General features: G+C 57.3%; 30 protein-coding genes and 1 tRNA gene. 7 read left to right on the plus strand and 24 right to left on the minus strand.

All coding sequences use genetic code 11. From position 1 onward, the window contains the following. Positions 1-14: 14 nt before the first annotated feature. Positions 15-794 carry a DUF4232 domain-containing protein gene (locus tag ACRCJM_RS02305; protein ID WP_431463655.1) on the minus strand — a complete coding sequence of 260 codons (780 nt, stop codon included), beginning with the start codon at positions 792-794 and terminating at the stop codon, positions 15-17. A gap of 5 nt (positions 795-799) precedes the next feature. Further along, positions 800-1120: a 2Fe-2S iron-sulfur cluster-binding protein gene (locus tag ACRCJM_RS02310; RefSeq protein ID WP_185173557.1), complete on the minus strand. Its 321-nt coding sequence runs from the start codon at positions 1118-1120 to the stop codon at positions 800-802. Between the two features lie 287 nt (positions 1121-1407). Here ACRCJM_RS02310 and ACRCJM_RS02315 point away from each other — a divergent pair, with 287 nt between their 5' ends. After that, positions 1408-2268, plus strand: a complete 861-nt coding sequence (locus ACRCJM_RS02315) for a tyrosine-type recombinase/integrase (protein WP_431463656.1) — start codon at positions 1408-1410, stop codon at positions 2266-2268. 320 nt (positions 2269-2588) lie between these two features. Here the strand turns inward: ACRCJM_RS02315 and ACRCJM_RS02320 are convergent, their stop codons facing one another. The 19 genes from ACRCJM_RS02320 to ACRCJM_RS02410 all read right to left on the minus strand — a co-directional run bounded on the left by ACRCJM_RS02320 (position 2589) and on the right by ACRCJM_RS02410 (position 17946). Beyond that, positions 2589-2807 carry a hemolysin XhlA family protein gene (locus tag ACRCJM_RS02320; protein ID WP_431463657.1) on the minus strand — a complete coding sequence of 73 codons (219 nt, stop codon included), beginning with the start codon at positions 2805-2807 and terminating at the stop codon, positions 2589-2591. Next, positions 2800-3039 carry a hypothetical protein gene (locus tag ACRCJM_RS02325; protein ID WP_431463658.1) on the minus strand — a complete coding sequence of 80 codons (240 nt, stop codon included), beginning with the start codon at positions 3037-3039 and terminating at the stop codon, positions 2800-2802. Before ACRCJM_RS02325 ends, ACRCJM_RS02320 begins: the two co-directional genes overlap by 8 nt. After that, on the minus strand, positions 3036-3635 hold the full coding sequence (locus ACRCJM_RS02330) for an N-acetylmuramoyl-L-alanine amidase (RefSeq protein WP_431463659.1): 600 nt from the start codon (positions 3633-3635) through the stop codon (positions 3036-3038). Before ACRCJM_RS02330 ends, ACRCJM_RS02325 begins: the two co-directional genes overlap by 4 nt. 18 nt (positions 3636-3653) lie before the next feature. Further along, positions 3654-4382: a hypothetical protein gene (locus ACRCJM_RS02335; RefSeq protein ID WP_431463660.1), complete on the minus strand. Its 729-nt coding sequence runs from the start codon at positions 4380-4382 to the stop codon at positions 3654-3656. Continuing rightward, the gene (locus ACRCJM_RS02340; RefSeq protein ID WP_431463661.1) at positions 4375-5667 is read right to left on the minus strand and encodes a hypothetical protein; all 1293 of its coding nucleotides are present in this window, start codon (positions 5665-5667) and stop codon (positions 4375-4377) included. Before ACRCJM_RS02340 ends, ACRCJM_RS02335 begins: the two co-directional genes overlap by 8 nt. Before the next feature lie 3 nt (positions 5668-5670). Continuing rightward, the gene (locus ACRCJM_RS02345) at positions 5671-6330 is read right to left on the minus strand and encodes a hypothetical protein (protein WP_431463662.1); all 660 of its coding nucleotides are present in this window, start codon (positions 6328-6330) and stop codon (positions 5671-5673) included. A gap of 66 nt (positions 6331-6396) precedes the next feature. Beyond that, the gene (locus ACRCJM_RS02350) at positions 6397-6804 is read right to left on the minus strand and encodes a hypothetical protein (RefSeq protein WP_431463663.1); all 408 of its coding nucleotides are present in this window, start codon (positions 6802-6804) and stop codon (positions 6397-6399) included. A 109-nt stretch (positions 6805-6913) separates the two neighbouring features. Next, positions 6914-9097: a phage tail protein gene (locus ACRCJM_RS02355; protein WP_431463664.1), complete on the minus strand. Its 2184-nt coding sequence runs from the start codon at positions 9095-9097 to the stop codon at positions 6914-6916. Positions 9098-9238: 141 nt separating this feature from the next. Then, positions 9239-9526 (minus strand): hypothetical protein, encoded by a 288-nt coding sequence (locus ACRCJM_RS02360; RefSeq protein ID WP_431463665.1) that lies wholly within the window; start codon positions 9524-9526, stop codon positions 9239-9241. A gap of 397 nt (positions 9527-9923) precedes the next feature. Continuing rightward, on the minus strand, positions 9924-10358 hold the full coding sequence (locus tag ACRCJM_RS02365; RefSeq protein WP_431463666.1) for a hypothetical protein: 435 nt from the start codon (positions 10356-10358) through the stop codon (positions 9924-9926). A 9-nt stretch (positions 10359-10367) separates the two neighbouring features. Then, on the minus strand, positions 10368-10724 hold the full coding sequence (locus tag ACRCJM_RS02370; RefSeq protein WP_431463667.1) for a hypothetical protein: 357 nt from the start codon (positions 10722-10724) through the stop codon (positions 10368-10370). Continuing rightward, positions 10721-11050, minus strand: a complete 330-nt coding sequence (locus tag ACRCJM_RS02375) for a hypothetical protein (RefSeq protein WP_431463668.1) — start codon at positions 11048-11050, stop codon at positions 10721-10723. Before ACRCJM_RS02375 ends, ACRCJM_RS02370 begins: the two co-directional genes overlap by 4 nt. Positions 11051-11052: 2 nt before the next feature. Beyond that, positions 11053-12597 carry an HK97 family phage prohead protease gene (locus ACRCJM_RS02380; RefSeq protein ID WP_431463669.1) on the minus strand — a complete coding sequence of 515 codons (1545 nt, stop codon included), beginning with the start codon at positions 12595-12597 and terminating at the stop codon, positions 11053-11055. Then, positions 12575-13738, minus strand: a complete 1164-nt coding sequence (locus tag ACRCJM_RS02385; RefSeq protein WP_431463670.1) for a phage portal protein — start codon at positions 13736-13738, stop codon at positions 12575-12577. The genes ACRCJM_RS02380 and ACRCJM_RS02385 overlap by 23 nt, the downstream gene beginning before the upstream one ends. Before the next feature lie 84 nt (positions 13739-13822). Further along, on the minus strand, positions 13823-15289 hold the full coding sequence (locus ACRCJM_RS02390) for a hypothetical protein (RefSeq protein ID WP_431463671.1): 1467 nt from the start codon (positions 15287-15289) through the stop codon (positions 13823-13825). After that, positions 15289-15627: a hypothetical protein gene (locus tag ACRCJM_RS02395; protein WP_431463672.1), complete on the minus strand. Its 339-nt coding sequence runs from the start codon at positions 15625-15627 to the stop codon at positions 15289-15291. Before ACRCJM_RS02395 ends, ACRCJM_RS02390 begins: the two co-directional genes overlap by 1 nt. Before the next feature lie 103 nt (positions 15628-15730). After that, positions 15731-16009 (minus strand): HNH endonuclease, encoded by a 279-nt coding sequence (locus ACRCJM_RS02400; RefSeq protein ID WP_431463673.1) that lies wholly within the window; start codon positions 16007-16009, stop codon positions 15731-15733. Next, on the minus strand, positions 15999-16250 hold the full coding sequence (locus ACRCJM_RS02405; RefSeq protein ID WP_431463674.1) for a hypothetical protein: 252 nt from the start codon (positions 16248-16250) through the stop codon (positions 15999-16001). The genes ACRCJM_RS02400 and ACRCJM_RS02405 overlap by 11 nt, the downstream gene beginning before the upstream one ends. Before the next feature lie 1414 nt (positions 16251-17664). Beyond that, positions 17665-17946 (minus strand): hypothetical protein, encoded by a 282-nt coding sequence (locus ACRCJM_RS02410; RefSeq protein WP_431463675.1) that lies wholly within the window; start codon positions 17944-17946, stop codon positions 17665-17667. Between the two features lie 210 nt (positions 17947-18156). Here ACRCJM_RS02410 and ACRCJM_RS02415 point away from each other — a divergent pair, with 210 nt between their 5' ends. Beyond that, complete coding sequence (locus ACRCJM_RS02415; RefSeq protein ID WP_431463676.1) at positions 18157-18450, plus strand: hypothetical protein; 294 nt, start codon at positions 18157-18159, stop codon at positions 18448-18450. 198 nt (positions 18451-18648) lie between these two features. Here the strand turns inward: ACRCJM_RS02415 and ACRCJM_RS02420 are convergent, their stop codons facing one another. Further along, positions 18649-18861: a helix-turn-helix domain-containing protein gene (locus ACRCJM_RS02420; protein ID WP_431463677.1), complete on the minus strand. Its 213-nt coding sequence runs from the start codon at positions 18859-18861 to the stop codon at positions 18649-18651. Positions 18862-18959: 98 nt separating this feature from the next. Here ACRCJM_RS02420 and ACRCJM_RS02425 point away from each other — a divergent pair, with 98 nt between their 5' ends. Beyond that, a complete protein-coding gene (locus ACRCJM_RS02425; RefSeq protein WP_431463696.1) occupies positions 18960-19277 on the plus strand; it encodes a helix-turn-helix domain-containing protein in 318 nt (105 codons plus the stop codon). Here ACRCJM_RS02425 and ACRCJM_RS02430 read toward each other — a convergent pair. Further along, a tRNA-Arg gene (locus ACRCJM_RS02430) sits at positions 19236-19308 on the minus strand. The genes ACRCJM_RS02425 and ACRCJM_RS02430 overlap by 42 nt on opposite strands. A gap of 443 nt (positions 19309-19751) precedes the next feature. Between ACRCJM_RS02430 and ACRCJM_RS02435 the strand changes: the two genes are divergently transcribed. Together ACRCJM_RS02435 and ACRCJM_RS02440 are read left to right on the plus strand one after the other, a co-directional pair. Further along, positions 19752-21575, plus strand: coding sequence for a phosphoenolpyruvate carboxykinase (GTP) (locus tag ACRCJM_RS02435; RefSeq protein WP_431463678.1), 1824 nt, complete (start codon positions 19752-19754; stop codon positions 21573-21575). Between the two features lie 314 nt (positions 21576-21889). Beyond that, positions 21890-23377 carry a sugar ABC transporter ATP-binding protein gene (locus ACRCJM_RS02440; RefSeq protein ID WP_237186972.1) on the plus strand — a complete coding sequence of 496 codons (1488 nt, stop codon included), beginning with the start codon at positions 21890-21892 and terminating at the stop codon, positions 23375-23377. A 109-nt stretch (positions 23378-23486) separates the two neighbouring features. Here ACRCJM_RS02440 and ACRCJM_RS02445 read toward each other — a convergent pair whose 3' ends face one another. After that, the gene (locus tag ACRCJM_RS02445; protein WP_135013333.1) at positions 23487-23855 is read right to left on the minus strand and encodes a hypothetical protein; all 369 of its coding nucleotides are present in this window, start codon (positions 23853-23855) and stop codon (positions 23487-23489) included. A gap of 357 nt (positions 23856-24212) precedes the next feature. Between ACRCJM_RS02445 and ACRCJM_RS02450 the strand changes: the two genes are divergently transcribed. Then, positions 24213-24695 carry an RrF2 family transcriptional regulator gene (locus ACRCJM_RS02450; RefSeq protein ID WP_431463679.1) on the plus strand — a complete coding sequence of 161 codons (483 nt, stop codon included), beginning with the start codon at positions 24213-24215 and terminating at the stop codon, positions 24693-24695. 120 nt (positions 24696-24815) lie between these two features. Beyond that, positions 24816-26003, plus strand: coding sequence for a globin domain-containing protein (locus tag ACRCJM_RS02455; RefSeq protein ID WP_431463680.1), 1188 nt, complete (start codon positions 24816-24818; stop codon positions 26001-26003). The last annotated feature ends 117 nt before the right edge of the window (positions 26004-26120 follow it).

A 26120-nucleotide genomic window follows, 5' to 3' on the forward strand; every position in this document is an offset into this window, starting at 1 on the left:
CTGGGCGCACTGTTTTAGGGGGTGGCCCCCACAGCACCCACCGACAGCTGGGCGACGGCAGGGTTAGAGCAGGCCTCTGCTGCAAAGTTCAGCACCAGAGCCTGGGAGGAACCGGGAGCTTGAATCGAGTAACCGGCCGCGGAAACGCTCTGGCAGGTGTCCCCGTAGAGCTGGGCGCGGGTTTCGCGCAGGGTAGCTGTCAGGGAGCTACCCGGGGCAATCACGCCACCCGAGGACGACCACTCGGTAGCGTTCGCAGCTGCTGCACCTACCTGCTGACCAGCAGCATTGACATAGTGCACAGCGGGGTAGCCGCTCATGGTGCAGTTGGTGCTGCCGGTGTTGTTGAATGTCAGAGTGATATAACGAGAGCCAGCTGCACCACCACCTTCAGCAACAGCTGCTTCGATGTAAAGCTGGTCGTAGTCGCAGACCGCTACACCGGCAGCCGAGCTAGCGAGCTGTCTACCTGTGACCGCCGGAGCAGGCGCGCTGGCGGTTGGCTCTACGGTAACGACAGTGCCGGTAGGCACCGGTTCAGGGGTTGCAGAGACGCTTGGGGTCGGTTCAACCTCTTGCACGGTTGGCTGAGGTGTTGTGACCGATGGAGAAGGAGAAGCGCTGGTGGGTGCTGGGCTGCCGGTGGGGGACACCGGGGCCGATGCCGCCGCTACAGATGAGCTGCTGGGGGTGCTCTCAGCAGTGGTAGTGCCGGTGGTGGCACTACCACACGCCGTGAGAACGGTTAGCAGACCTAGAGCTGCGAGGGGGAGAAGGGGGGTGCGTATCTTCATGCAGCCTACATTCCGGGCTGCAGGGTGACGTGTGCCCCGTCCATTCCCTCGGTGTATTCGGTCTGGCAGCTCAGGCGGGAGCATTCGTTGGCGATATCGTCAATCATGTCGAGCAGGTCTTCTTCTGCTTCTTCGCGGGGCAGGGTTGCCTCGATGTGCTCGGGGTCGATGAAGGCATGGCAGGTGGCGCAAGAGGCGTTGCCACCGCAGGTGGCCAGTACCGGGAAGCCCGCGGCAAGGACGGCCTCAAGCATAGTCTGGTGGGGTTCCCAGGTGACGTCCTTGGTGGTGCCGTTCTCGTCGGTGACCGTGATGTTTACGCTCATGTGTTCTCCTGTGCTGGGGGCAGCTCTGAGGCTGCTGGTCTTGGTTCTGTCCCTATTTTATGGGTGGCGGGCCATCTAACCCCGCTTTTTGTGGTTAAAACTACGATGAGCGGACGCCTGCCGCTAGCTCCGTGACAGGATGTTAGGCTGAGCGATGGGCGGGTGCAGATAACAAAAAACCGGCCTCCCAAAGGAGACCGGTTTGATATGTGGTGCGCCCGAAGGGATTCGAACCCCCAACCTTCTGTTCTGTACCCAGCCACAACGCTACGGCTAGTCGCCTAACCATGCGCCACCTACGGGCACTACCAAACCCTGTAGAATCAGTTTCTTATGAAACAAATAACATAAACTGGCAAGACTCCATCTCCTCATTCCTCACTCACCTACGCGCGGGCGGCTCACCAGAAACTACCCTCTATACGCGCCGCCAGCATCTAGAACACGCGGCCAAGCGACTATCCGTCCCACCATTCGCCGTAACTGCAAGCGAACTCACAGAATACTTTGCCGCCCAGGACTGGAAGCCAGAAACCCGACGAGGACGCCGGGCCACATTCAGAGGCTTCTACACCTGGGCCATAGCCCAGGGCTATGCCCACACCAACCCAGCCGAAGCCCTGCCCTCCATCAAGCCAGCACAACCCAAACCAAAGCCCGCCCCCGATAGCGTCCTAGCCGAAGCCCTACTAAAAGCCAGCCCCCGCGAAAGATTGATGATTCGCCTTGCAGGTGAGTTAGGGCTACGCCGGGCAGAAGTCGCCGTTTTGCACACATCTGATATAATCGAAACGCCTCACGGTCTAAACCTAGTCATCCACGGCAAGGGCGCAAAAGACCGCGTTTTGCCCCTACCAGACGGGCTAGCGGCAATTCTCAGAGCCTACCCACCGGGCTACGTCTTCCCCGGTGACGACAACGGCCACCTATCCCCCCGCTACGTGGGCAAGCTGATAGCCCGCCTCATGCCCGATGGGTGGACAATGCACACCCTGCGCCACCGTTTCGCCACCCGCGCCTATGCGCTCGATAAAGACTTGCTGACCGTTCAGGCCCTGCTGGACCATGCCAGCCCTACCACCACGCGGCTTTACGTCCAACTGCCCGATGACTCTCTGCGGTCTACAGTCCAGCGTCTAGCAGGGTAAACCTTTAATCGAACCTTAAACCTAAAGTGCCCTCAACCTTTAATTAAAAGTTGAGGGCACTTAGCCAAATGAATAGGGGGCGGGGTGAGGGAGCGACCCTCACCCCGTGTTTCCTAGTCTTCCTCTTCCCAGCTACGGACTGTATCCACAATATCTACGATATGCTTCACAATCGCTACAACGGTAGCTAGAATGAGAACTAGGGTTAGCACGTCTTGCGGTGACATGCCAACACCTCCTATTCATTTATAAGGCGTACCCGGTGGCCACCGGGTACGCCTTTTATATTAACAGGTTTCAGGCCATGTTAAAAGCCTTTCCTACCCCGTAAAAACCCGCAAAACAGGGTCAAGCACCGCCAAAACCAAGGCCCCAACCGCTGTGCGGGTCAGCCACTTTTGGGCGTCCTGTAGAGCCGCAACGTCCTTCTCTAGGGCCTGAATTTCTGCCCGATGAATGGCTTGGGCTTCCATGCGGTCTAGCTTTTTCTCGACCCTTACCAGAATCGCTGATATTTGCCGGGTATCAAGCTCACTCACCTGTGTTACCCCCTACCGGCGGTAGGGCAGTGGTGGGGGCGCGGACAGGGGCCAGGTAGCCACCAAGAACGCCACCGGCAATACCCAGCAGCCCGGATAGCGCCTGCACGCCGGTATCATCAAGCCACCGGGTGAGTACGAAAAACTGCACCAGCAGAATCGCGGCGTAGGTGCCAGCGGCTACCCCCGTGGCGCTGCCTACGGTTACTGGCCCTACGGTGCGGGCGCTCACAGCTGGCCCTCAATGGCGGTAGCTGAAGCGCGGATTTCGGCCAGCTCGGCACGGATAGCCGCTACGCGGTCTACAGTGGCCGGGGCGGGGGCGTGTGCCTGCCCGCTAGTAGCCTGTAGAGCGTTTACGCGGCGTACAATTTCGTCACGCATATTGGCGTAGCGGCCGGGGCAGGCGGTTGCGCTCCATTCACGATGAAGCCAGACCTCCTGCGGGCCGTAGACATCTTCGAGCCACTCAATCAGGGCCACCAGCTCGTTGATGTCGCCCTCGGACATTTCGGGGCGGCATTCGATACCGATAGAGGTTGCGTTACCCTCAGCAGAGCCAGAGTGCCACGCGGCGTTTTCGGGGCTGACCAGACAGGCCACGCGGCCAGCCTCAACCACAAAGTGGGCGCTGGTGTTGCCGCCTGAGCGCGAGAGGTAGTTAGACACGTTGTTGAAGCTCTGTCCATCAACGCCCCAATGGTGAATAGTCACGCGGCTAGTGGTACGGGGGCGGCCAAACACAGCAGGGACGGACGCCTTGGGCGTAAAGTTCGGGCTATTCCAGGTGGTTTCATCAATAACGGTGCCGGTCTTGAGGGTAGTCATTTTCTTTTTCCTTTTCTGTTATTTCCAGGTAATGCCGCCCACGGGGGCGGCGTTCCAAGCGGCCTGCAAAGCCTGCCGCACGGTCAAAATTTCGGTATCAGTCAAAGCGCGGTCATAAACGAGCGCGTCAAAGATCATGCACCCCGCCGCCGCGTCCTGATACCCGCTAAAAGTGCCCAGCTCAAAAACCTGGGAGGGTGTAGGTACAGCAGTAGCGGTATAAGGGGTTCCATCTGCACCGATAATCAGAGTCCCCCCAGAGGAGCGGGTGGCTAGGGTGAGCACCTGCACCTGATTAGCGGGAGTGCTGAAAGTAGCACCGGCTAATGTGCCAGAGCCGATAAGCCGCCACTGCACACCAAACTTGACCAGGGACAGCCCCCCGAAGTTCAGCATGTCAGCGTTACCGCTAGTCCCGTTGTGCTTTACCACCACAAAAAGGGTCTTAGCTGTAGCGGGTAGAAGGGTCTTGTGGGAGTAGCCAGAGTTGCGCTGGGCTTTCAGCCCGTAGCGTGCGCCCTCCCTGGCTACCACCCAGTCAGCGGCCCCGCCGTACTTTCGGGGGATAGAGGCCCCCGAAACGATTTCAGTCAGAGTAACCGGGGTGGAGCCTACGGGGGTAGCTTCAGCGCCGGGCACTACCCGCGCTGTATAGTCATTGACGCCTACGGACGGCGGGGTGATTTCGCCGGTGAGCACCTGCCCACCGGTCGCCAAGCCCTGCACCTGAATAAGCGGGTTAGACATAAATGCCTCTTTTCTTCATCTCTGCAAGCATGAAATTTGCCCATGCTTGATTACCTTGCTCGCTAAAATGCCCGGCAGAATCAGAGCGGAAAGTGGCCGGGGTGAGGCCCTGGCCCATATCCTGCGTATCCTGCGGGGTGGGAGTAAGCCCTAAATCTGTGAAAGCCTGCGGCGTTCGCATATAGGCGCACGGGTCACAGAAGTATTCAGGGAAAGCGGCGGCTATCGCTTGATTCCAAGCATCTAGCTTTTCGCGGTTAGCTGTGCCTAGTGGCTCTCTAGACCAGGGGGCAATAGACCAGACAAGGACGCTGGGCGCGGTAGCCGCGTTGGCTCCAATGGTCTTGCGGATATTCATCAAGACATTTTCTATACGCCCGCCCCTCAAAAGGTCATTGCGCCCCATTGCCACAATCATGGAGTACCCCCGCGCGTTGCCCAGGGTTTGCTTGGGGTCAGGCTCTACAGGGTCTAGGGTGACGGTCTGCCAGCCGGGTGCGGGTACAGCCTCACCCGGTGAGCTACGGGTAAAGAGAATGGGGCCAGAATCGCCGTACCGGCTGATGTAGCCATTTACCCCGGCAACCTGTACCGGGTGGCGGTAGTTATCGGTCTGGGGCAGGTAGGACGGCGCGGATGCTTCTATAGCTACGTTGCCGGTGGCGGGGATAGTACCCCCGGCTAGCTTGACACGGATAGCCCAGCCCCCGGCTCTCATAGCTATCTGAAAACTGAGATTTGAGGCGTAGCCAGCGTTGATATGCTCCCAGCCGGTCAGAGCGGCCAGGGCCTCAGTAGACCCCCAATGAGTCAGGCTATCGCCGTAGTGTACCCATTTATCAGGCAGTGAGGCAGTCATACGCGGGGCGGTGGTATCGCCACCACCGGCCCCCAGAGGTGCGCCCCTGTAGTTATCCCCTATCAGGTGCAAGCCCTCCTGACTGGAAAGCGCGGTCACATACCCCAACCGCCCTCTGAGAATGTCCATCGTGGCCGGGGTAGGGGAGCCATCTTCAGCTATTTGCACCCAGGTAGGGCGAAAGTTTGCGCTAAAGATTCCACCAATGCCCGCGCGTGAGTCATACACACCCATAGCGGCGGCCGCTGTAACAGTGACCTTATCCTCTGTAGCGGCTAGCGCCTGTTGTGCGGCCTTTTCGGTCGCCTCTATCTGACCGGCCGCTAGACGTGCATTATTACTAATGTTGTCGTCACCGTCTGAAACCATGTCGTCACCGGTAGGCAGGTGCCACCCGGCGGCCTTAAGTTCTACATCGGTAGCCAATTTCTAGCCCCACTTTCTCTTAGCGTTTTTCCATTGAACACGGGCCGCGTCCCACGTTTGAGGGGCTGGCATATGTTCAATAAGTGACCTGCCCACGATGTGGGTATCGGGGTACAGCGATAGCTCAAGCGTCCACGCGCGGCCGGTCACAGTTTCTTTGATTTGCTGGGCAAACCAGAGCCCGGCCATGCCCTGCCAGTCATGCGAGAAAAACACAGGGTCGCCCGCCTGCAAAGTCAGCAGATAGCCCGCCTGTAGGCGCTGGTGCTTGTACTTGCTGGTTAGCAGTTGGATAAGGTCTACAGTGAATGACTGAGGGCGTGACCCCGTATAGGTTGCGGCCGCTTCAAGGGCGGCGGCGTACTGATTTATCTGGGAAGTCTCTTTGCGAATTTGAGTCAGGTCTACCTCTTGCACATCGTAAAATGTGCGGTCTACCGCGTCGTTACTGGTCAGTATGGACTCTGTAGAGCCGTCTGTTTTGGTGTAACTCAGCTTGTAGAGGGTGCCTAAAAACTCGTTATCCTGGGCAAAATCAGCAGGGGCTAGGCCAGCACCGCGCGTAATATGCGGGGCAGTTTTAGCTTTTGCTATCGCGTCATCAATCCGCGCCTGTATAGTGCGGGTCTCAATAATGGCCGTGGATCCCGGTATCTCTCGCACCTGAAGCCCGGCCGGTTCTGCAAAGTCCTTAACCAGGTTGCTAAACGTGGCCAGTTTTGGCGGGGTCTACACTGAGTCAAACACCCCGGCGGTTCTGGTGGTTATAGAGTTAGAAAGGTTAGGGACGGCCGCCGTCCTTGCGATTGCTGAGCCGGTCTTGTGCCCCGTTGAAACAGGCGGGTTATATAGAGACCGTTTCAGCAGGGCCATATATCCGCTATTGATGATGGACGAACTTGTATAACGCCCGGTGTCTCGAACCTTGACAATGCCTGTTGTGCCCCGGTTACGCTGGGCTATCTGGGACGGGGTGACGTTGCCAGCGGCGGCCGCCACGATAGCGGCCCCCTCGGCAGTTAGCGCAAAGTGGGAGCGTGCCCCAACAACTGCCCGGTAGTCACCCTCTAGGGCAACCTCGAAAGAGTTGATAGAGGCCCCGGACGCGGCGCTACTATCGCCGCGGGTCGAAGACACGGAAACTATTTCATCGTCATAGACGTTTTGGTGTGCGGTCGAGGCATACACGAACATGCTACGGGAGGGCTTAAAGGCTTGATGTAGTCGGGAGGTGCTCAGCTTGATTTTAGGCAAGGGCCTCACCTCTAATCTTTAGGCGGTCACGCACTAGCTCTACTAGCTCGTCCGCGGCCTTGCGGCGGTCGAAGCCTACCCCGTCTATGTGAACGGTCAGGTTTACAGTCTGACCGGCCCCGCTTGGGCTAGTAGCGGTAGGGGCATAGGCGGCGGTCAGTTCTACCGGGCGGGAGGCTAGGGCCTTAGCTTCTACCTCTGGGATATGGAGCATTTCGCGGGTAGCCTTGAGCACATCGCCCTTGGTGCCCTCGATACCAATAGCCAAACCTGCGCCAATCTGAGCGCCAATCTCATTCCTGAAGAGCCTTGAGGGTGACTGAATACCCAGCAGTTTCTTAGCGCCATCGATAGCGTCAGTGATGGTTCCCTTGACGCTATCAACAACAGCTGAAGCTTTTTGCTTTACACCGCCTATCAAGCCCTCAATCATTTGAGAGCCAATAGTTTTCAAGGTGTCAGCCATGCCGGTTAGCTTGTCACGGATAGCGCCGGGCAAATCGCGGAACCATTGGAGCACAGCGGCGCCTTTTTCCTGCACGCTAGAGACAATGCGAACCATCGCGTCAACCACAGCGGCCTTAGCTGTGTCAAAGGCGTTAGAAGTCCAGTCCTTAACGGCCGTCCACGCATTCACTACGAAGTCACGAGCGGCCGCCGCCTTATCAGTCACCCACTGGCTAACAGTGCTCCAAGCGGCCTTAGTGAAAGCGACAATCTTATCCCAGTTGGCAACAACAACAGCCACAATGCCGATAATGGCGGCAATAGCCCAGCCGATAGGGCCAAGGGCGATAAACCAAGCGGCGGCCATACGGGCGGCCTGTAGGAGCGACTGGGCACCCATCAACACCCAACCGGCTACGATACGGGCGGCATTAGCGGCCATAGCGGACGCGCTTTTGGCGGCCTCTATCTTATACATGAGCCAAATAGCCGCGGTCTGAGCACCAGACCTGATAGCGGCAAGACCCATAGCAAACCAACCCGCTACAATCTGGGCACGCGCCATAAGATGAGCCGCTACAGCTTTAGCCGCGTCCACCTGGTACATGAGCCAAATAGCCGCGGTCTGAGCACCAGACCTGATAGCGGCAAGACCCATAGCAAACCAGTTAGCAATAATCTTAGGGGCAGTCACGGCGTAAATAACGCCGGTGGCAACAGCCTTAGCCCCGGCTAGGCCCCACCCTGCTACCTGAGCCAAAGCGGCCACAGTGGCAGTTGCGCCTAGTCGGATAAAGGCAGGGATTAGCAAAATGCCTATGATGGTAGCTACGCCCATAATGACGGGCTGGTTCTGCTGGAAAGCAGTAGTCAAGTTACCTGAGACGGTCTGAGCAAGATTCGTGACCGCCCCGGCCGCCTCTGGTATCTTGGTAGCCATTCCCCCTAGCCACGGCATCATTTCAGAGTTAGCCCAGCTCACAAGCCCAGTGAGACTAGGCAAAAGATAGGTGCCTACCTGGGCTGAGAGGTCTCCCCATTGGGCTTTTAGTATCTGCTGTTGGGTCGCTAGGGTGTCGGTCTCACGGGCAAAAGCACCATGCGCGGCGCTGGTCTGCTCCATAATCAGGGCCAGGGTAGCGGCCTGATTAGCTTCAGCAGAGAGCGCACCGCCAACTTTCTCGAAACCCATTTCAGCGGCCTTAGCGTCAATCGCGGCCTGATTCAAGCTCACGCCGTACCGCTCGATAGGGTCGCGTTCACCCTTCAGAGCACTAGAGAGAGCGCCCACAGCGTCAGCAGTTGTGCCGCCAAACATCGCCGCCAGGTCTGCGCCCATCGTGATAAGCTCACCCGTCTTAGGGGCCAGCTCTTCCATGGCGGTGCCGCCGTTTTTGAGCTGGGAGCCGATAAGCGTCCCTAGCTCGTTGAACTCATTCTTGGTCAAGCCCAAATTGGTTGCGGCGCTGTTAGCCATTTCTTCCATGGCCGCGCTCTGCTCACCAAAAACAGCGTTCACCGCGCCCGATGATTGCTCTAGGGCGGCCGCGTCATTCACAGCGCCCACAGTAAAGGCGGTAACGGCCGCACCGGTAGCCATTATCCCAACACGGGCTACGTTCATAGCGTCATCTAGCAGTTTAGCGGCGGTAGAAGTACGCTGGAAGCCGCGTACCGCGTCCTGCGCGTCTGCCAGAATACGCACGCTAAGAATTGCCGATTTGGCCATTACCTTACCTTTACTGTCTTTTTTCTTGAGCTTCAGCCCATAAATCTAGAGCTATCTCTAAGTGGTCGGGGGCGCCCTCCAACCACTCGCGCACTGGTATGCCCGTGTTCATCGCCAGGGCCACCAGGGCGCGGGTAGCCCCTAGAGAGTAGGGTTTTCCTTCTTTTCTTCCTTCTTGAGGTTGCGGGTCTCTGCAACTTCAAGGTTTGCGGTGAACTCCTCGAAGTCCATTTCAAGGTGCTTCTCGCGCGAGAGCGCGGCCCACGCGACAAAGGCGTTGAGAGTTTGCCCGTTAGCCTCAGCAGTCCAGCCATTAGCACGGGCGGCCGATTCCCACCGAACCTTATCGGCGTGGACAACGGTCGCCGGGCCGTATTCGGTGCCGTCAATCATCAAGGCGTGTGCGGTTGCGCGCTGGAAGTTAGACATGGTTTCACATTCCTTTTACTCTGCGAACTATGCCGTCAAGGCCTAGTTCGTACACGGGGAGCCATTCCCCTTTTGAATTTTGTGTACCATCAGCCAAAAAGGGCTGTGGTTTGATGTTTCGTTTTTTCCAGCCCCAATGTACGGGGCCAGCGTAGGGCACTCTTTTGGTGCCAGTTCGGATAACGCCAGTGGTTTTAGTGCCACTGGAACGCACCGTGTTTTTGAGGCGGCCAGAGCGTACCGGGGCTAGCTTTGCTGAAGCACGGGCGGCAATTTCGGCCGCTTCTGCGTTTAGGGCCTTGAGGTCTGAAAGGTCGTCCCCTGCCTCTCGTAGCGTTCTGCGTAGCTGATTCAAGCCCTGAACGTAGGCTTGTGCGCCCCGGTAAGTGCCCATTGCTTAGGCGGCCCGTAGGGGGTCGGTGGTCTCTAGCGTCCAGTCGCCAATGCCCACAAACTCGAAGTCTGATTCATTCGGTTTCTTGACGGTGCCACCAATCTTGATAGCGGCTATCATGACCTCGCCCTTACAGACCAGCTCACCCTTATTGCTAGGGCGGTAGACGAAGGGCAAAACCTGCCCATCATTCTGCTTTGCCCAAACCAGCAGTGAATCTTTAGAGTATTCCTGCGCCAGCTTGCCAGAGAGCTTGAAAGATTTTTCAGCTTCTCCCACTAGGGAAGTTCCTGAAAGGAAGTCCATAGTGTCGCCGGGCTTAGTCTCAGGTGAAAGCTCAATTTCCGTGCACTGGAAAGCGATTTCAGTTTCTGAGCCGGTCTTGCCAAACTTGCAGGAACCTGGCCCTAGCAGGTCAGCTTTAGAGGTAGTAGACATGGTTGCTCCTTATGCGGTGATTTTGATGATGTATTCAGGGATTTCACCCGCGAACATGGCGGGCCGGGCTTCCTCTAGCCCCCACGGTTCGATGTGCTCTAGCCGCTCGACAAGCTCCAAAAGCTCGTTCAGCGCCTCGTGTTCATCGTCCCGTACTGGGTGGATAAGGTGGACGGTAAAGGTTGCTTGCCTAATGTGCCAGGTCTGATAGGTAATTTCAGGCGGCTCGATATAGACCGCGATTTGCCCGGCGTCCCCTAGAATCGTGGCAATTTCGGCCTGGTCATCGGTTAGACGTTCGGCCTCAGTGATTCGCTCTGAGATTGCTTGTTCAATCTGGTTTTTCAGTTCGATATATGCACTCATGCCAAAGGTATTCCTAGATAGGGGGTGAGAAAGGCGCGGGCGGCCTGTAGAGGGTCGCGGGTAATGCGTAGCGTCTCTACGCCGTCCCCATCAAAAGAAGTTCCCCCGTCAATTCCGGTTTTACGGGCCACCAGATTCTTGCCAACCTCTTTAGCGGCTCGCTTCAGAATCTCAGGGGGAACGGCGCGTGCCCCTACGAACTGACGAACCAGCAAGCTAGCCTCTACTGCGCACTCTTGCAGAAAGTCAGGGGTGACGTTCGCGCGGCGCGGTACAGCAAAAGCTTGTAGTTCATCGGCTGTAATGAGCTGGCTGGTCTCTGCCACGGCTAGGAACCAATCTTCACGGGTACAAGCGCGTCCGGGTGCGGGGCAATATGAGAGATGTAGCCGTAGAGTGAGAACGCCTGAGTCAGGTTGATGATGTTGTCGTCCTGTAGGCGGAAAGGGCCGCTCTCAAGGGTCTTAAAGGCCAGGGGGTCATAGAATGAGGCTAGGCCGGTCTCGCCGTGGATAACGTTCACTTTGACCCCGGCCAGGTTGCCCGCGCCGGTAGGTAGATTCATCTCACCGAAGACGTTCACGCCGCTACCGAAGACGTTCATCAGAGGGCGGCCGTTGCCGTCAGTCATATTGGCTAGGGTCTCGAAGATGTCAGCTGACATAATCAGACCTTCAGGGTTATAGCCGTTATCCTCGTAGATAGCCGCCGCCGCGAGAATTGCGCTATTCCACTGGGTCGCGCTTGAGGTGTCGGCAACGGTGGTAAAGGTGCCGGGGGTTGCGGCGGTGAGCTTGTCGGTAATGGCCTTCTTAACGCGGGTCTTAACGTAGTTGTTGGTGTCGCGTGCGTAGGCAAGGGCCAACGCCTCATAAGAGGTGTTCAGGTATTCAGGGGTAGACCGGTCGATGACCTGCTGGGAAACTTCGAAGTAGCCGCCCTTGGTGATGATTGGCTCTGAGGCGCGGGTTAGCTCAATCTTGCCGTTGACCAGCTCATCGCCTTCCTTAGCCTGAGTGGCAACCTTCATAGTGTTGGCCTTGAGCTTGCCGAACTCAACGGTCATACCGTCAGCAGGTAGGGCGGCGGTTGAAAACATGTTCACGTAGCGGCGGCGTTCGGTAGCCAGCTTGATAAAGGAGCCTAGCCAGGTTGCTGAGAGATCAGCATGTGCGATTTTGCCGCCAGTAAAGTCACGGTAAAAGGCCTGTGCCTCTTCATTACCCTGAGCTAGAGCCTTGACAAAATGGCCCATAGAACGGAACTCGGGGACGGCCGGGGTGGCAGGGGCGCTGTTGATGGTAGCCATTTCGCGTTTCATGACGTCCAGTGCGTCATTGATGGGGTCAAGGTCTGCGCGGGTCAGAACATCGGTAGCGGGGGCGGTGGCGGTCACGGGGTTAGTCTCCTTAGAACGGATTGAGGTGATTTCGGCCGCGTCATAGGCCGGGAAAGTGACAAGGGAAAACTCAAGGGCGCGTACCTTTGTATGTCGCACGGTGTCGCCGTTTTCATCGGTCTTTACCTCGTATTCATCGGGGATAAAGCCAATGGAAAAATTGCGGATAGCCCCATCTTTGACTAGCTCTAGGGCTTCATCGCCACGGGCTGTTTTAGAGATTTTGGCGGTGACTTCTAGCCCTGCTTCAGTCTCGCGGTGAGAGGTGATAACGCCAATGACCTCACCGTGTTGCCACACGGCTCGCGCTCCTGTTGCGTCCACTGAGCCGGGGGCGAACTCTTCCCGACCCCACCACAGTTGAATCGGTGAGTCAAAGGGCACGCCAATGCCGGTAATTTCGCGGGCTTCAGTATCGGCGGCGCGAATTTCAAGAGCGCGGTATTGCGTCTCATTCGGCGGTGATAGCGGCATGGTTACTATTTCCTTCTAGCTCTTTTATCTGGGTGATTTGTTCGGCAGATAGGGGCGGTAGGCCCTCAATCTCGCGTACTTCGTCCACGGTCATAAAGCGGGAGCGGATAGCAATTTCATAGCCCGCGTACCGGCTTTTGGTGTCAGACCGCAAAAGCCCCTCAAGGCGTAACCTGACCTTCTGCCCGCGTACCGTGAACTCGGTCAGGGCGTTCTCAATCTTGCGAACGTAGCCCATCAGGGTAAAACGGGTGAACGCTAGCCAGTCTTGCTCTACGTTTGAGTAGGTTTGTGAGTTGCCGTCTAGGACGGCCAGCATGAGAGATGAGGGAACACCGAAGAGCCGGGCTATCTGCACTACGCTAAATTGCTGGGCTTCAATCCACTGAGCTTCTTTGGGTGAGAGTAAGAGGGCTTCAAATTTCATGCCCTTGCCAAAAACCTTGATGTCGCGCAAGTTTTCGGCCGCGTACCACTGTTTTTTAGCCTGCTGTGCGTCCTCAGGGGTAAGCACTTGGTCACTGGTGAGAAAGCCCGTGGGCAGGGCGTGAGTGTCGAAGTAGGTCGCCCCGTACTCGTTGGCCTTGAGGTGGCCGTGGACTTCTTGCATAGCGGCTTGAATCGGCCCTAGCCCGTAGTGTGAGCCGGGTAGTCTCATGCGGTGGACGTGGATAACATCGGTGGCCGCGTAGTCCTTGCCGTTGTAGCTGTAGGTCAGCTTGCCGGTTTTAGGGTGCTCGCTAATGGCTACAGAGCGCGGGGGTACGGGGGTAAAGTCGATGATTTCGCCGTTATTATTCCTAGTGGCGATAGCAAAAGCGTTACCGTTCAGCACCAGAGACAACACCAGGTACTCGATAAAGTCCTGATTGTCCATGTGGAGCGAAAGCCGCTTGATAATGCTGGGCACTTGGTTACTGGGCACAGTCTGCCCGTTGCGCTCTACATCAAGGGGGAGCTGGGCAATAGAGTCAGTCAGCAGTTGAACCGCGCGGTAAATGGCCGATAGCCCTAGCGCACGCCGTTCGTCCACGTACCAATTACTCATACTCCGGGCGGGTAGTAGAGTTTTTGGGTCGCGGGCGTGGTCTGCCATGCGGGCTAGACCAGGGAACAGCGTGCGCCAGAAACGAGAACTCATAGCCACGATTTAAGGCCGTTACCGGGGCGTGGTGCAAAGGGGCGCGAGTCTAGCCCCGTATAGGCCAGTTTGGCCGGGTCTAGCCTAGAATATCTGCAACCCTATTTCTTCCTCTCGGTGGTCTGCTAGCCACAGGGCCACAGCGGCCGCGATAAGGGAGGGGATAGGCGCTAGGGACTTATCGCGGTCAAGGCGTTCAACGCCGTTTGTGGTGCGGGTTGCGGCTGAAGCAACAGCGGCCGCCAGTACCCTAGAACCATCGTGGGCAAGCTGGCGTTCATCGCGGGCTTCAGAGATAAGGGTCATGGACGCTTGGGCGTACTCACCAAATTTTAGGCGGCGAAGATTAAGCCTTTCGGCTTCTGGTAGCTCTTCATCATCTCGGGTAAGGGCGTCTGCTATGCGGTCTACCGGCCCCGCGCCGTCTGCCCCTATCATGCCGGGGTTAAAGCGGTCTTTGAGGTCTCGAAGATAGCCGGGGAGCCAGGAAACACCGGGGGCTTGGTGCAGGATACGCACCACGGGCACGCCTTCAGGGTCGCGCCATGCGGCGGCCACAGCAGAGCAGGAATTACCGGGGGCAACCTCGAAAGCAACGGCGATTTTATCCCATTCAGGGGCGGGTACATCGCGGGCTAGCTCTTCCCATACGTCTGCGTAGATAATTGGCTCTTCTGCGTCAGTCAGAATGTTCATGTACGCGCGTAGCCGTTCGGCTTTGCTCACGCCGTCCGCGTAGATTCGTTTTGCCAGGGAGCGCTCTGTAATGGTGTTACCTAGTGCGGGGTGGAATTGCCACCAGGTCGCCGGGTCGTCCGGGTCAGCACCGGCGGGCATAGACCATTCAAAATAGGCTAGGTCGGGGTCAGTACCGGCGCGGCCTTTCTCAATCCATTTGTTCATAAAGGTGCTTGAGAGCGTGCCCATAGTGGATACCATGTAAATTTGGCCTTGGCCGTCTAGGGTAATCATGCCGGGGTCTGCGCCGCCTAGCATAGCGTCCCCTAGAAGTTCGGTGTATTTCCAAATTTCATCGAAATCTACGAGATAGGGGGTTTCGCCGTGCAGGGCAGAGGGGGAGGGGCTAAAGCGGGTGAGCATAGACCCGTTGCCGATACAGGTAAAGCCTTCAGACCCGTTGGCATAGCGGGGCTTAAAAAGCGGGGACGCGGGGGACGTGGTGAGAATGTCCAGCATATCTTTGACGCGCTTGCCCGCGTCCTGCCCAGTCTGCGCGGTGCAAAACATAGTGATACCGGGCCGGGTCAGGGCGCGGTGAACACGAACCGGCCCCATCAAGGTTGTTTTGCCAGATTGGCGGGGCACGGTCACAAGAACTTTTTCGTAGTGGTAGATACGGCGGCCGAAAGTGTCTATCTTGTACTCAGTGGCCACATCGACTACCTGCTGTTGCCAGGGCTGAAGTTTGAAACCCATTAGCCGGGCTACGCGGGCTATTTCGTGGCCCTCGGTCTCCCACTCAGGGTTTCGGGGGGTTGCGTACTTTGCCGGTGGGTGAAATTTGAACTCGCGGGCTACTAGCTTGGACATTAGGCCCCCTCTTCTTCCCGTTTGGGGGCGGTAATGGCTTCAAGGGCGGCGTTGAAAGCGTCCTGCTCAGCGGCCGGGGGAGCAACTGGCAGGGAAGCCAAAATTTCGTTCAGAGTGCGCAAAAGCTGGGCACGGCCAGACGGCGCGCCTACACCGGTGGACATATCAACGTCACGTGCGGCGGTCAGGGCTAGGGCGCGTATACCGGCGTGCTCTGCGGTGAGGTGTCCGGCTTCTTCCAGGGCGTCTAGCTGGTTTTTTACCCCAATTTCGACAGCGCCGGGCTTGATCTCGGGTTTTGGGGGTGAATATGTGAACAATCCGGGCGAATCTGACATTTTTTGTTGCCTTAATCCGCCCGGATTTTTGGGTGTTTTGCTGATTTTTTTAGGGGTGGTTGGGGGGATATTTCCCCTATGGGGCGCGGTGGACAGGGCTTCTTCAACTCAGAAAAAAGCTCAGTCCGTCATGTATCGTTGCCTCAACACCGCCTGTTTCACGAGCACCGGCCGCGCTGTTGCAACGATGGTGTGCAGGACGCGAGTTCTCTAGTGTCGTCTTGCCACCTTTAGACCTTGGCACAACATGGTCAGTTGTCACAGTCTCACTTGCTTTGATTGGTAAGCCGCAACGGTAGCAGATTCTACCATAGGTTTGTACTACCTTATCAGTCCATGCTTTACGTTGCGGCCCGCTCATTGACTTCCAGTCATCGGCCATTGTGCTCACCTGCCAGCTTGGCTAGCACCTGGTGCTTACTGGTGCTGTTAGCCTGCTCCTGCTCGTAGACCCACCTAGCTAGGCTGGTGGGGTGATACCGCACCAGGGCACCCACCTTGATGAATGGGGGGCCGCCCCCTCGCGTACGGAGTACCCCCAGCAGGTCAGTGGTAACGGCCAGGTGCCGGGCTACCTGGTCGGGGGTCAGTAGGGCGGTGGGTTTAGGCTGTTGGGTAGCCATGTCGTAGCTCCTGGTTCGTGTCTCTAATGGCCTGGTGGTATGCGCGGGTTGCCAGCACGAATGTGTCTAGCACTTCTGCAAATGCGCTATCTGACAGGTCTATATCGCGGTGGGCTTCTGCGAGCCTGTTGCTGGCCCATGCTAGCGTTTCGCGGTCTTTATCTAAGGTTGTCTGCATAGTGGCCTACGTTTCCGGGCGGTCGGGGTGGAAGTGTGCGGCTCTCGCGTTCTTTAGCGAGGTTATGACGGCGTTCTGCAAGGATTCGTTGGACAGCAGCTCTACCAGGGTTATCCTCTGTGGGTTTTTCCCGGCCGGGGCTAGGCTGGCTGGCAGTTGTGCGATGGGCCGGGCAACGATAGAGAGTTTGACCCGGTATGCTGCGTTCTCCAACGACTTCACAGCCCGGCTCAGCACATTGGAGCCACTTCCAGAGAGAGCCGGTGTGTTCTGGGCAGTAGCGAGTGTGCGTTTTCCCGGTTGGCTTAGTACAGACGAGACATTGCCGCTGGCTAATAATCGTGGCCGCAACCAGATGGGCGGGTTGTTGTGGGGCAGCTTGCTTTTTCTCAGCGCCTGCATGGTCTGGCTTTCGTCCTCTCTTCAGAACTCCCGGTAAGGCTGGCTGACCAAAGAGCGGGATGATGTTATCTTGCATGGCCGGTTTTCCTTTCGAGCTGGTAAGGCATGGCCGGTTAGCTGGTCGTCTGGTAGGTAGTGGCCCCCTACGGGGCTGTAGCGCTATCGCGCGTGCGATAACTCCACCTCCAGAATTTCCCCAAGCTATCGGCGCGTCACTTGTTAGCGATACGACACATAGACCCCCTGTCACTAGCTCGCTACAAGCTAAGGGTGTCTAGTCGTATACTTGCCAGTTCGCTAGCTAGGCGCCCTGCCATGTCCTTTTTTTGCCCCTACCCGTCATAAAGGGGACTTCTACGAATCAGTTCACGGGGAGCACGACTTCCCTGAGTCACGGCGGTTACTTAGTTCAGAGGACACTTGCAAGGCGTTCTCAAGGCTTCAAGAACCGTAAAGTAAGAATTACTGCCTGTTCAGAGTTGCTAGTCTTCTAGCTTTGTTTAGGCGCTCTGCTCGCCTGTGTGCCCTGCGCCGGAGTCGAACCGGGTCTACTTACTCTTATTACTTGTGTAGATGTGAAAGGAATTGGTGCACCAGCCGCCGGGCTGGCCCACAGGGCTTAATCTGTGTATATGAATATCTGGAACGTTCTCAGTATCGGGGTTGCCCTCACCTCTGCCCTCGTGGCCTATCTATCGCTAGTATTCAGCCAGAGAGCAAGAGTAGGGATTACCGTAAAGTGCCACGCCATGATTGATAGTGACGGGCTGGAGCTATGGGAAGTGCGTAACACCGGATCTGTCCCACTTCATCGATTCAGTGTGTATTGCGGCCCTAATACCCCAGAAAGCGGCGTAAAAACCCTTTACCCCGGGCTTGCTGTCGGCTTGCTCCTAGCCCCCGGTCGTAGGGTGCAAGAATTACGGTTTCGTCAGCCCCTGGGCTTTTGGACTGCCCGCTGGGTGATGTCTGATGTTTCTTTTCATCTTGAGCAGGTTCTTGGTCGCTCCAACCTGCAAAAATCTCGCTAATCTCTGCTGTATGTCGTTGCTTCTTGGCTTCTTGAATCGCTAGAGCGGCGGCGGCTTTTTTCTCTGGTGAGTGAGCTTCTGCCAAAATGTAAGCGGCCTTGAGGATTGCGGCGGCTAGTAACTCTGTTGAGATGTAACTGCCCTCGCGGTCCTCAAGGCTGTTTACTAGCTCTTGTACGTCACGTTGTGCCTTTTAGGTGCTCATTTTCTTTCTTCTCTCGCTAGAGCTGGTGGTTTAATAAGGGCTGTACGGGGCTACCCTGGCCGGTAGCGCGTACAGAAAGAAGGTGAAAGTATGCGAGATTATGTAACTATTATCATCAAACGCAAGGACGATACCGTTAGAATCCGGGTCAAACTTGGTGATAAAGCTCAACAGGCTGATACAGCTCAAGCTAATATCTCTGGACTGATTGAGCGTCTTGTCAAGGCTTCTGAACCTCTGGTAGTTCCCATCGAGGACGGTTCAGAAATTATCGACCTGCGTAATACGAACGGGATAACTATTACTAACTCTGTTGAAGAGTCGCGTATGGCCCCGACGTTTGATATTGAGTATGATTCTCTGATTCAGCCAAGTTATTACTAGCTGTATCGTCTGTTAGTGGCTGGCTCTGCTCTTCTAGCAGGGCCAGCCGTTTCTTTACCTCTTTTAGCTCATCTGTGGCGTCTTGTAGCTCATTGCGAGTGCGTGAGATTGATTCGCTCCTTGCTTTGTTGGCTCTGTAGGTTGGGGTTTCAAAGATTTTGTACCAGCCGTTTGATGTGGCGATGGTGATTCGTAGACTCATTTGGTTGCCTTTCCTGCGTTCTGTAGCTCACGCATGGTCTTTAGGTGCTCTACTTCTGATAGTTCGATGATGTAGCGCCCGTTGTAGCCGTTTTCTTGCTTGACGGCGGGCAGGTCGCCACGCTCTACAAGGCGGCGGACGGTCTGGGCAGTAACGCCTAGAATGTTCGCAGCCGCCTTAGACGTTACAAAAGAAACATTCAAAGTCATGGGAATACTGTAACACATGATTTCATTTGAAACATGCGCGTGAAACTAGTTTGCACAATGTGTTGCACTGGCAACGATTGCACTCGTAACATTTAGGTATGGTTGTTCAAGCGATAAACTCAGGCAATGTCCCCAGCTGGTCACTGGAAGACCGCTTACGCAAGGCGCGCGAGTGGGCGGGAATGAATCAGACCGAACTAGCAGATGCTTTAGGTGTGTCTCGCGTTCATATAGGTCGTCTTGAGACTGGGAAAGTTGTGATAAAGCGCCCTATGCTCATGGCATGGGCGCTAGCAAGCGGAGTTGATTTTCAGTGGCTTGAAACCGGGCATGAAAAAAGCCCCTCCCCCGAAGGGGAAGGGCTTTCTATGGAGTGCGCCCGAAGGGATTCGAACCCCCAACCTTCTGATCCGTAGTCAGATGCTCTATCCGTTGAGCTACAGGCGCATCATGCGTTGACCGGCTGTGTCAGCCCGTCGCGGCAACAGGTAATACATTACGCAGGTTTGCACCGGTGTGCAAATCGAAAATGGGTGACCCTGCTCTCAAAAAAGCTAAAGATGGGGTGAAAACCGCGTAAACACGCGGAAAAAGAGGGGGTGAAGAAAGTTGAAAAAACTTACTAGGGCGCCCTGGGTGTTGGTCAGGCCACATTCTTATGGGTCTGTAACGAAATATTTACATACCAATGAGGACAAACCGGGTTGAGCTATGTACTCTGGAAGCACACGATGAAGTGAAAGTGCACCGCACGACGCGTTTATTCATTGATATGGGTGGCGCGTTTTTCTGTTTCTACCCGCCTGCGGGCTAGTGGCAGGGCGGGGCACGCGCACCTGAACAACACAGTGGAGTGTTTCAGGTCAACGATTTATAAGGGGAAGCGTCAGATGACTGACATTTCAATCGACAACGTAACCGCACAGGCACCCACCACTCACGCAGAGCTGCTGCAGTGGGTTGCTGATATTGCCCAGATGACCCAGCCTGATCGTATCTACTGGGCCGACGGCTCCCAGGAAGAATACGACCGCCTGGCCGGTGAACTGGTAGAGGCCGGTACCTTCCGCAAGCTCAGCGACCATGAGTTCCCGAACTCCTACGTTGCCTTCTCAGACCCCGACGACGTGGCTCGTGTAGAAGAGCGCACCTTTATCTGCTCAGCCACCGAAGAGGGGGCTGGCCCCACCAACAACTGGCGTGACCCCGCTGAGATGAAGGCCACCCTGACCGAGCTCTTCACCGGGTCTATGCGCGGCCGCACCATGTACGTCATTCCTTTCGTCATGGGATCGCTGGACGCCACCAACCCCAAGTTCGGCGTCGAAATCACCGACTCAGCCTACGTGGTGACCTCCATGCGCATCATGGCGACCATCGGCGCCGATGTGCTGAAGAAGATGACCGAAACCGAGGCCTTCTTCGTCAAGGCTCTGCACTCGGTCGGTGCCCCCCTCGATGCTGGACAGGCGGACGTCCCCTGGCCCTGCAATCCCGAAAAGTACATTGTGCAGTTCCCCGAGGATCGCGAAATCTGGTCCTTCGGCTCCGGCTACGGTGGCAACGCTCTGCTGGGTAAGAAGTGCTACGCCCTGCGTATTGCTTCAGCTATCGGTCATGACGAGGGCTGGATGGCCGAGCACATGCTGGTGCTCAAGATGACCAACCCCGAGGGCGAGAGCAAGTACGTCTCGGCTGCCTTCCCCTCAGCCTGCGGCAAAACCAACTTTGCCATGATGGACCCCACCATTGACGGCTGGAAGGCCGAAATGGTCGGTGACGACATCGCCTGGATCGAATCCCGCGACGGCAAGCCCTTCGTGGTCAACCCCGAGGCAGGCCTCTTCGGTGTAGCCCCGGGTACCGGCTGGTCCACTAACCCCAACGCTATGCGCGCCATTGCCAAGGGCAACACCATCTTCACCAACGTGGCCCTCACCGACGATAACTCTGTCTGGTGGGAGGGTAAGACCGACGAGGTACCCGAGCACCTGATTGACTGGCAGGGCAATGACTGGACGCCCGAATCTGGCCGTCCTGCTGCCCACCCCAACTCCCGCTTCTGCACCCCCATCTCCCAGGCAGACATGCTGGCTGAAGAGTACTACGCACCGGACGGCGTGCCCCTCTCAGCCATCATTTTCGGTGGCCGCCGCAAGACCACCGTGCCCCTGGTAGCTGAGGCCTCCAGCTGGGAGCAGGGTGTCTTCCGCGGTGTGACCCTCTCATCCGAGACCACCGCCGCCGCCAAGGGCGCTGTGGGTGTGGTCCGCCGCGATCCCATGGCCATGCTGCCCTTCATTGGCTACAACGCCGGTGACTACATCCAGCACTGGATTGACATGGGCAAGAAGCACGGCGAAGAGAACATGCCCAAGATTTACTACGTCAACTGGTTCCGCCGCACCCCCGACGGTGGCTTCGCCTGGCCTGGCTTTGGCGAGAACTCCCGCGTGGTCAAGTGGATCTTCGACCGCTTGGACGGCAAGGCTGGCGGCCAAGAAACCTTCCTCGGCGTGGTGCCCGGCAAGAGCGACCTCGACCTCACCGGCCTCGATATCAGTGACACCGAACTCACCGCTGCCCTGGCCGTCGACAAGGACGAGTGGGCCCAGGAACTGCCCGGAATCGACGAATGGCTGGCCTTCCTCGGTGATAAGGTACCCGCTGAAATTCACGCTCAGCGCGACGCCCTAGCCGCTGAACTGAACTAGGGTGTGTGCCCCCGCAGGCTGCGGCGGGCGTCCTTGCAGCCGAAAGTAAAATAGCGACACGGTTATGGAGGTGACCTGTGCGAAAAACTTTTCGCACAGGTCACCTCCTTATCATGTAGGCAGATAGGCGGACGGCCCCAAAGAGTGGACGTAAAGCCGACTTAATATTCTGTAGAATGCTTAAGAATGGCTGAATTTTGTGTCGCCCTGCTGTGCTTCCCCCACAAAGCTCATCGACTAGCCACCGACCTACCACAGAGCTTTTTGCACGGCACCCCGGGCGCATCACTCGCATGTTGGAAGGAAAGAACAGAGTGGGAAATCTGCTGAGTGTCAAGAACCTCACCAAGAACCACGAGCACCTTCGTGCCCTCAAGGGCGTGAATTTAGAGGTAGCTGCCGGTGAGATCGTAGGTCTTCTCGGCGAAAATGGTGCAGGAAAGTCAACCTTCCTGTCGATTCTGGGCGGCTGGGACCGCCCCGGTGGTGGCACCATCACCCTGGGCGGCGAAAAGTACGCCCCCCACACCCCCGAAGAAGCTCTTGAAGCCGGTGTCGGTTCAATCCGCCAGAAGTTCAAGGTAGATCCCGAACTCACCGTTGCCCAGGCTATCTTCCGCTCTACCGAGCACGCCGGTGACGACGAAGAAGCCCTGGTCGCCCGCGCCCAGGAACTGATTTCAGAGATTGGCCTGGCGGTAGACCCCCGCGCCAAGATGGGCGATTTGGTACGCGCTGAGCAGGCCCTGGTTGAGGTCGTGCGCATGGAAGCCGAGAACACCCGCCTGGTGCTCATGGACGAAGTCGCCGCAACCTTCAACGACTACGAGATTTACCAGCTGCACGAGGTGACCCGTAAGCTGGCCGCCGAAGGCCGCGCGGTCATTTACATCACCCACCGCATCGACGAAATCCGCTCCCTGGCTAACCGCGCCGTCATCCTGTCTGAGGGCACCATCAACACCGAAATTAACCCCGGTACGATGACCGCAGAAGAAATCGCCTTTAAGATGTTCAACCGCGAAATCGAGATGGGCGGACGCCCCGACGAGTTCGCTGGTGAGGACGCCAAACTGGTGATTGAGAACCTGACCAGCGCCAAGGGCTCTCTCAACAACGTCACCTTCTCGGTAGACCGCGGTGAAATCTTCGGCCTGACCGGCCTGCGCCGCTCAGGCATCAACGAGGTGGCCGCGGCCCTGGTCGGTGTGGACGAGACCGCCAAGTTCGGCACCCTCAAGATTAACGGCGAGGACGCCACCATCAGCTCCCCCGAGGACTCGGTTGCCCACGGCATTGGCTACCTGTCAGATAATGACGACGAGCTGGGTCTGGCCAACGAACGCTCCATCGCTAAGACCCTGATGGAAAACGCCGGCCTTAAGGAAAGCCCCGAAGGCTTCCTGCACGAGGTTTCTGCCCTGCGCGAGGTAGCTGAGCAGATCCAGAAGCTGCGCATCAAGACCACCAACATTCAGGGCGAAGTTGGCAAGCTCTCGGGCGGTGACCAGCAGAAGGTCGCCCTGGCCCGCTGGATGACCACCGACTGCGAGATTCTGATTCTCAACCACCCCACCCGCGGCATCGACGTGAGCGCCAAGAGCGAGATTTACAAGATGCTGACCGAGCTGACTGAGAAGGGTACCTCTATCATCCTGATCGGTTCAGACATGTCTGAGCTCATTGGCCTGTGTAACCGCATCGCCGTGATGCGTTCGGGCGAGCTGGTCTCAATCCAGCAGAACAAGGCAGCGACCGAAGACACCCTCATGGGTGAGGCCCTGGGCGAAGACCTGGTCTAGCCGCCCACCGGCGTCCTGATACTAGAAAGAACCCCCGGCAGGTAATCTGCCGGGGGTTCTTTGAGCTACAGGCCTTTGAAAGAAAGGCTGCTAGGCTGCTACCTGTGACTTACAGGGAGATGCGACCTGAGATAGCGTTCAGCTTGTGACGAGCCAGAGCCAGGTTAGCGGTGTTGCGATCGAGTACCAGGTAGACGAAGAGGCCTGAGGTTTCTGAAGCGTTCAGAACGTTGATCAGGTGGTACTGAGAAGACAGGGTGATCATGATGTCTTCGATGTTGCCGTTGAGGCCCAGATCGTTCATGGTCTTGAGCTTGGCGCGTACTACGTTGGAGTTGCCAGCTGCTGCAACGGTCAGATCGAAGCCGGGTGAACCGCCGGAGGCCAGAGCCATGCCGGAGGAGATATCAACGAGAGCTGCGCCGGTTGCGCCTTCGATGGACAGGAGTTCCTGGATGGAGGTATCGAGCTGTGACAAGATAATTCCTTATGTCTAGTTCTGCACCGGCACGCTACGGGGGAGTGGCCGGTAGAGACGGTGGGTGCGGTCAGCCTGGCCCTTGTCTTCAGCTAGTGTGTGATGACTGGGTGTGTGCCCGCGAGTGTTTACAGTATCAATACTACTCTCACCAGCCCCCTAACTGCTACAAGCGATCGGTCAGGTGTGCCGTGTGAAACTTCTTGCAGATAAGGGCCCTGTGCTTGTTCTGGGTGTAGGGGGCAAGAAGAAAATATGACCTTCAGGTGAGCAAAGGTTGAACCGTGAACCTTTTTAGCTGTACCGTGAGAGGGAGAAAGCTTCACTCTGTGCTCAAACCAACCAAGGAGATGGCCTGTGCGTCTTACCGCATTTTCTGACGTGTCACTGCGCGTCCTAATGCTGCTTTCGGGCCTAGAGGGGGAGCAGATCTCTACCCAGAAAATTGCAGAGGGGGTCGGCACTCCCTACAACCATGTAGCTAAGTCGGTGGCCTTTTTGGCCAACCTGGGGCTGGTGGAATCCACCCGCGGGCGTACCGGTGGTGTTCGCCTGTCAGAAGCTGGCGCCCGAGCCACCGTGGGGCAGGTGCTCCGTGCCTCGGAAGGGGATATCCCCATGGTGGAGTGTGAAGGCGGGGCTAATGACTGCCCCATGCGTCATGCCTGTTCCCTGAAAAAAATTCTGGCTAACGCCCGCGAAGAATTCTTCAAAATACTTGACCCCGTTGTTATTTCTGAACTGCCCAACGAACAGCAGATGGGGCCGGTTTTCCTGGAACTGGGTCTTGGCCCCCTGGCCCAGACGAAAAAGTTGCCCCAGGCGTCCTTTGCCTCATAAGCCATTTCATCGCCGCTTCCGTGCTTCGAGCGCGGGGGCGGCTCTTTTTTCTCCCAAAACTAGCATTTAGTATGCTAAATTTATGGTAGTTTAACAACACCCTGTCACCAAGGAGGAACCGTGCTCTCAGCCAAGTCCCGCCCCGTCATCGAGGCAACCCTGCCCGTCATCGCCGAGCGGATTAACGACATCACCCCCGACTTCTACCAGCGCATGTTCGCCGCCCGCCCCGACCTGCTCGACGGCATGTTCTCCCGCTCATCCCAGCTCGAAGGCACCCAGCCTAAGGCCCTAGCCGGCTCCATCGCGGTCTTTGCCTCCTACATCCTGGCCAACCCCGACAAGTACCCCGACGAGGTGCTCTCCCGCGTTGCCCACAAGCACGCCTCCCTGGGCCTGCGCGAAGAGGAATACCCCACCGTCTACAAGTACCTCTTTGAGGCTATTGCCGCTAACCTGGGCGACATCCTGACCCCCGAAATCGCAGAAGCCTGGACCGAGGTCTACTGGCTCATGGCCGACGCCCTCATCAAGCTGGAAAAGGGCCTCTACGCCTCCCAGGCCAACGACGTCATGTTCGCCCCCTTCCGCCTGGTAGAGCGCAAGGAAACCGGCGAGAACGTGCTCGACCTTACCTTCGAGCCCGCCAACGCCGTCGCCATGACCGACGCCGTTGCCGGCCAGTACGTTTCTATCGTCACCAAGGCTAAGGACGGCCTGCGCCAGGCCCGCCAGTTCACCCTGCTGCCCGCCGAGAAGAACCAGCGTCGCGTCGCCATCAAGCTCGATACCGCCGGTGAAATGACCCCCATCCTGCACGAGCTGCAGGTCGGCGCTATCGTTGAGGTCTCCAACCCCTACGGCGACGTCACCCTGGGTGGGTTCGGCGACGACGACTCCCAGCCCCTCTACCTCTTCTCAGCCGGTATCGGCGTCACCCCCATGATTGCCTTCCTGTCCGAACTGGCGGCAACCGGCTCCAAGCGCGAGGTCGTCGTGGTGCACGCCGACCGCTCCTTCACCACCTGGCCCCTGCGCGATGAGATGACCACCTACGTTGAGATGCTCGAAAACGGCCGCCTGGTCTCCTTCATCGAGGCCGCTGGCGAGGGCACCTTCGAGGGCCGCGTCAACGTGGCTGAGCTGAACGTGCCCGCTAACGCCTCTGCCTACCTGTGTGGCCCTCTGGGCTTCATGCAGGGCGTCCGCTCCCAGCTGATCGAAGCTGGCGTGCCCGGCACCAACATCCAGTATGAGATCTTCGGCCCTGACCAGTGGATGCTGCACGACCAGGCCCGTGCCTCCTAAGCTGACCTAAGGGAAGATAGAAAAGGACGCCCGCCCCACCTTCCTTGCCGTGTGGCAGGAAAGGTGGGGCGGGCGTCCTTATTTTTTACCTTTTGTACCGCGCCCTGCTCACTTTAA

The sequence above is a fragment of the Rothia sp. L_38 genome (assembly GCF_050689125.1).
Lineage (GTDB): Bacteria > Actinomycetota > Actinomycetes > Actinomycetales > Micrococcaceae > Rothia.

Excerpts from the sequence above, each read along its gene's own strand:
- ACRCJM_RS02305 (WP_431463655.1), bottom strand. The coding sequence starts at position 794 with ATGAAGATACGCACCCCCCTTCTCCCCCTCGCAGCTCTAGGTCTGCTA.
- ACRCJM_RS02310 (WP_185173557.1), bottom strand. The coding sequence starts at position 1,120 with ATGAGCGTAAACATCACGGTCACCGACGAGAACGGCACCACCAAGGAC.
- ACRCJM_RS02315 (WP_431463656.1), top strand. The coding sequence starts at position 1,408 with ATGCGCCACCTACGGGCACTACCAAACCCTGTAGAATCAGTTTCTTAT.
- ACRCJM_RS02330 (WP_431463659.1), bottom strand. The coding sequence starts at position 3,635 with ATGACTACCCTCAAGACCGGCACCGTTATTGATGAAACCACCTGGAAT.
- ACRCJM_RS02335 (WP_431463660.1), bottom strand. The coding sequence starts at position 4,382 with ATGTCTAACCCGCTTATTCAGGTGCAGGGCTTGGCGACCGGTGGGCAG.
- ACRCJM_RS02355 (WP_431463664.1), bottom strand. The coding sequence starts at position 9,097 with ATGGCCAAATCGGCAATTCTTAGCGTGCGTATTCTGGCAGACGCGCAG.
- ACRCJM_RS02360 (WP_431463665.1), bottom strand. The coding sequence starts at position 9,526 with ATGTCTAACTTCCAGCGCGCAACCGCACACGCCTTGATGATTGACGGC.
- ACRCJM_RS02365 (WP_431463666.1), bottom strand. The coding sequence starts at position 10,358 with ATGTCTACTACCTCTAAAGCTGACCTGCTAGGGCCAGGTTCCTGCAAG.
- ACRCJM_RS02370 (WP_431463667.1), bottom strand. The coding sequence starts at position 10,724 with ATGAGTGCATATATCGAACTGAAAAACCAGATTGAACAAGCAATCTCA.
- ACRCJM_RS02380 (WP_431463669.1), bottom strand. The coding sequence starts at position 12,597 with ATGCCGCTATCACCGCCGAATGAGACGCAATACCGCGCTCTTGAAATT.
- ACRCJM_RS02385 (WP_431463670.1), bottom strand. The coding sequence starts at position 13,738 with ATGAGTTCTCGTTTCTGGCGCACGCTGTTCCCTGGTCTAGCCCGCATG.
- ACRCJM_RS02390 (WP_431463671.1), bottom strand. The coding sequence starts at position 15,289 with ATGTCCAAGCTAGTAGCCCGCGAGTTCAAATTTCACCCACCGGCAAAG.
- ACRCJM_RS02395 (WP_431463672.1), bottom strand. The coding sequence starts at position 15,627 with ATGTCAGATTCGCCCGGATTGTTCACATATTCACCCCCAAAACCCGAG.
- ACRCJM_RS02400 (WP_431463673.1), bottom strand. The coding sequence starts at position 16,009 with ATGGCCGATGACTGGAAGTCAATGAGCGGGCCGCAACGTAAAGCATGG.
- ACRCJM_RS02405 (WP_431463674.1), bottom strand. The coding sequence starts at position 16,250 with ATGGCTACCCAACAGCCTAAACCCACCGCCCTACTGACCCCCGACCAG.
- ACRCJM_RS02415 (WP_431463676.1), top strand. The coding sequence starts at position 18,157 with ATGCGAGATTATGTAACTATTATCATCAAACGCAAGGACGATACCGTT.
- ACRCJM_RS02420 (WP_431463677.1), bottom strand. The coding sequence starts at position 18,861 with ATGACTTTGAATGTTTCTTTTGTAACGTCTAAGGCGGCTGCGAACATT.
- ACRCJM_RS02425 (WP_431463696.1), top strand. The coding sequence starts at position 18,960 with ATGGTTGTTCAAGCGATAAACTCAGGCAATGTCCCCAGCTGGTCACTG.
- ACRCJM_RS02435 (WP_431463678.1), top strand. The coding sequence starts at position 19,752 with ATGACTGACATTTCAATCGACAACGTAACCGCACAGGCACCCACCACT.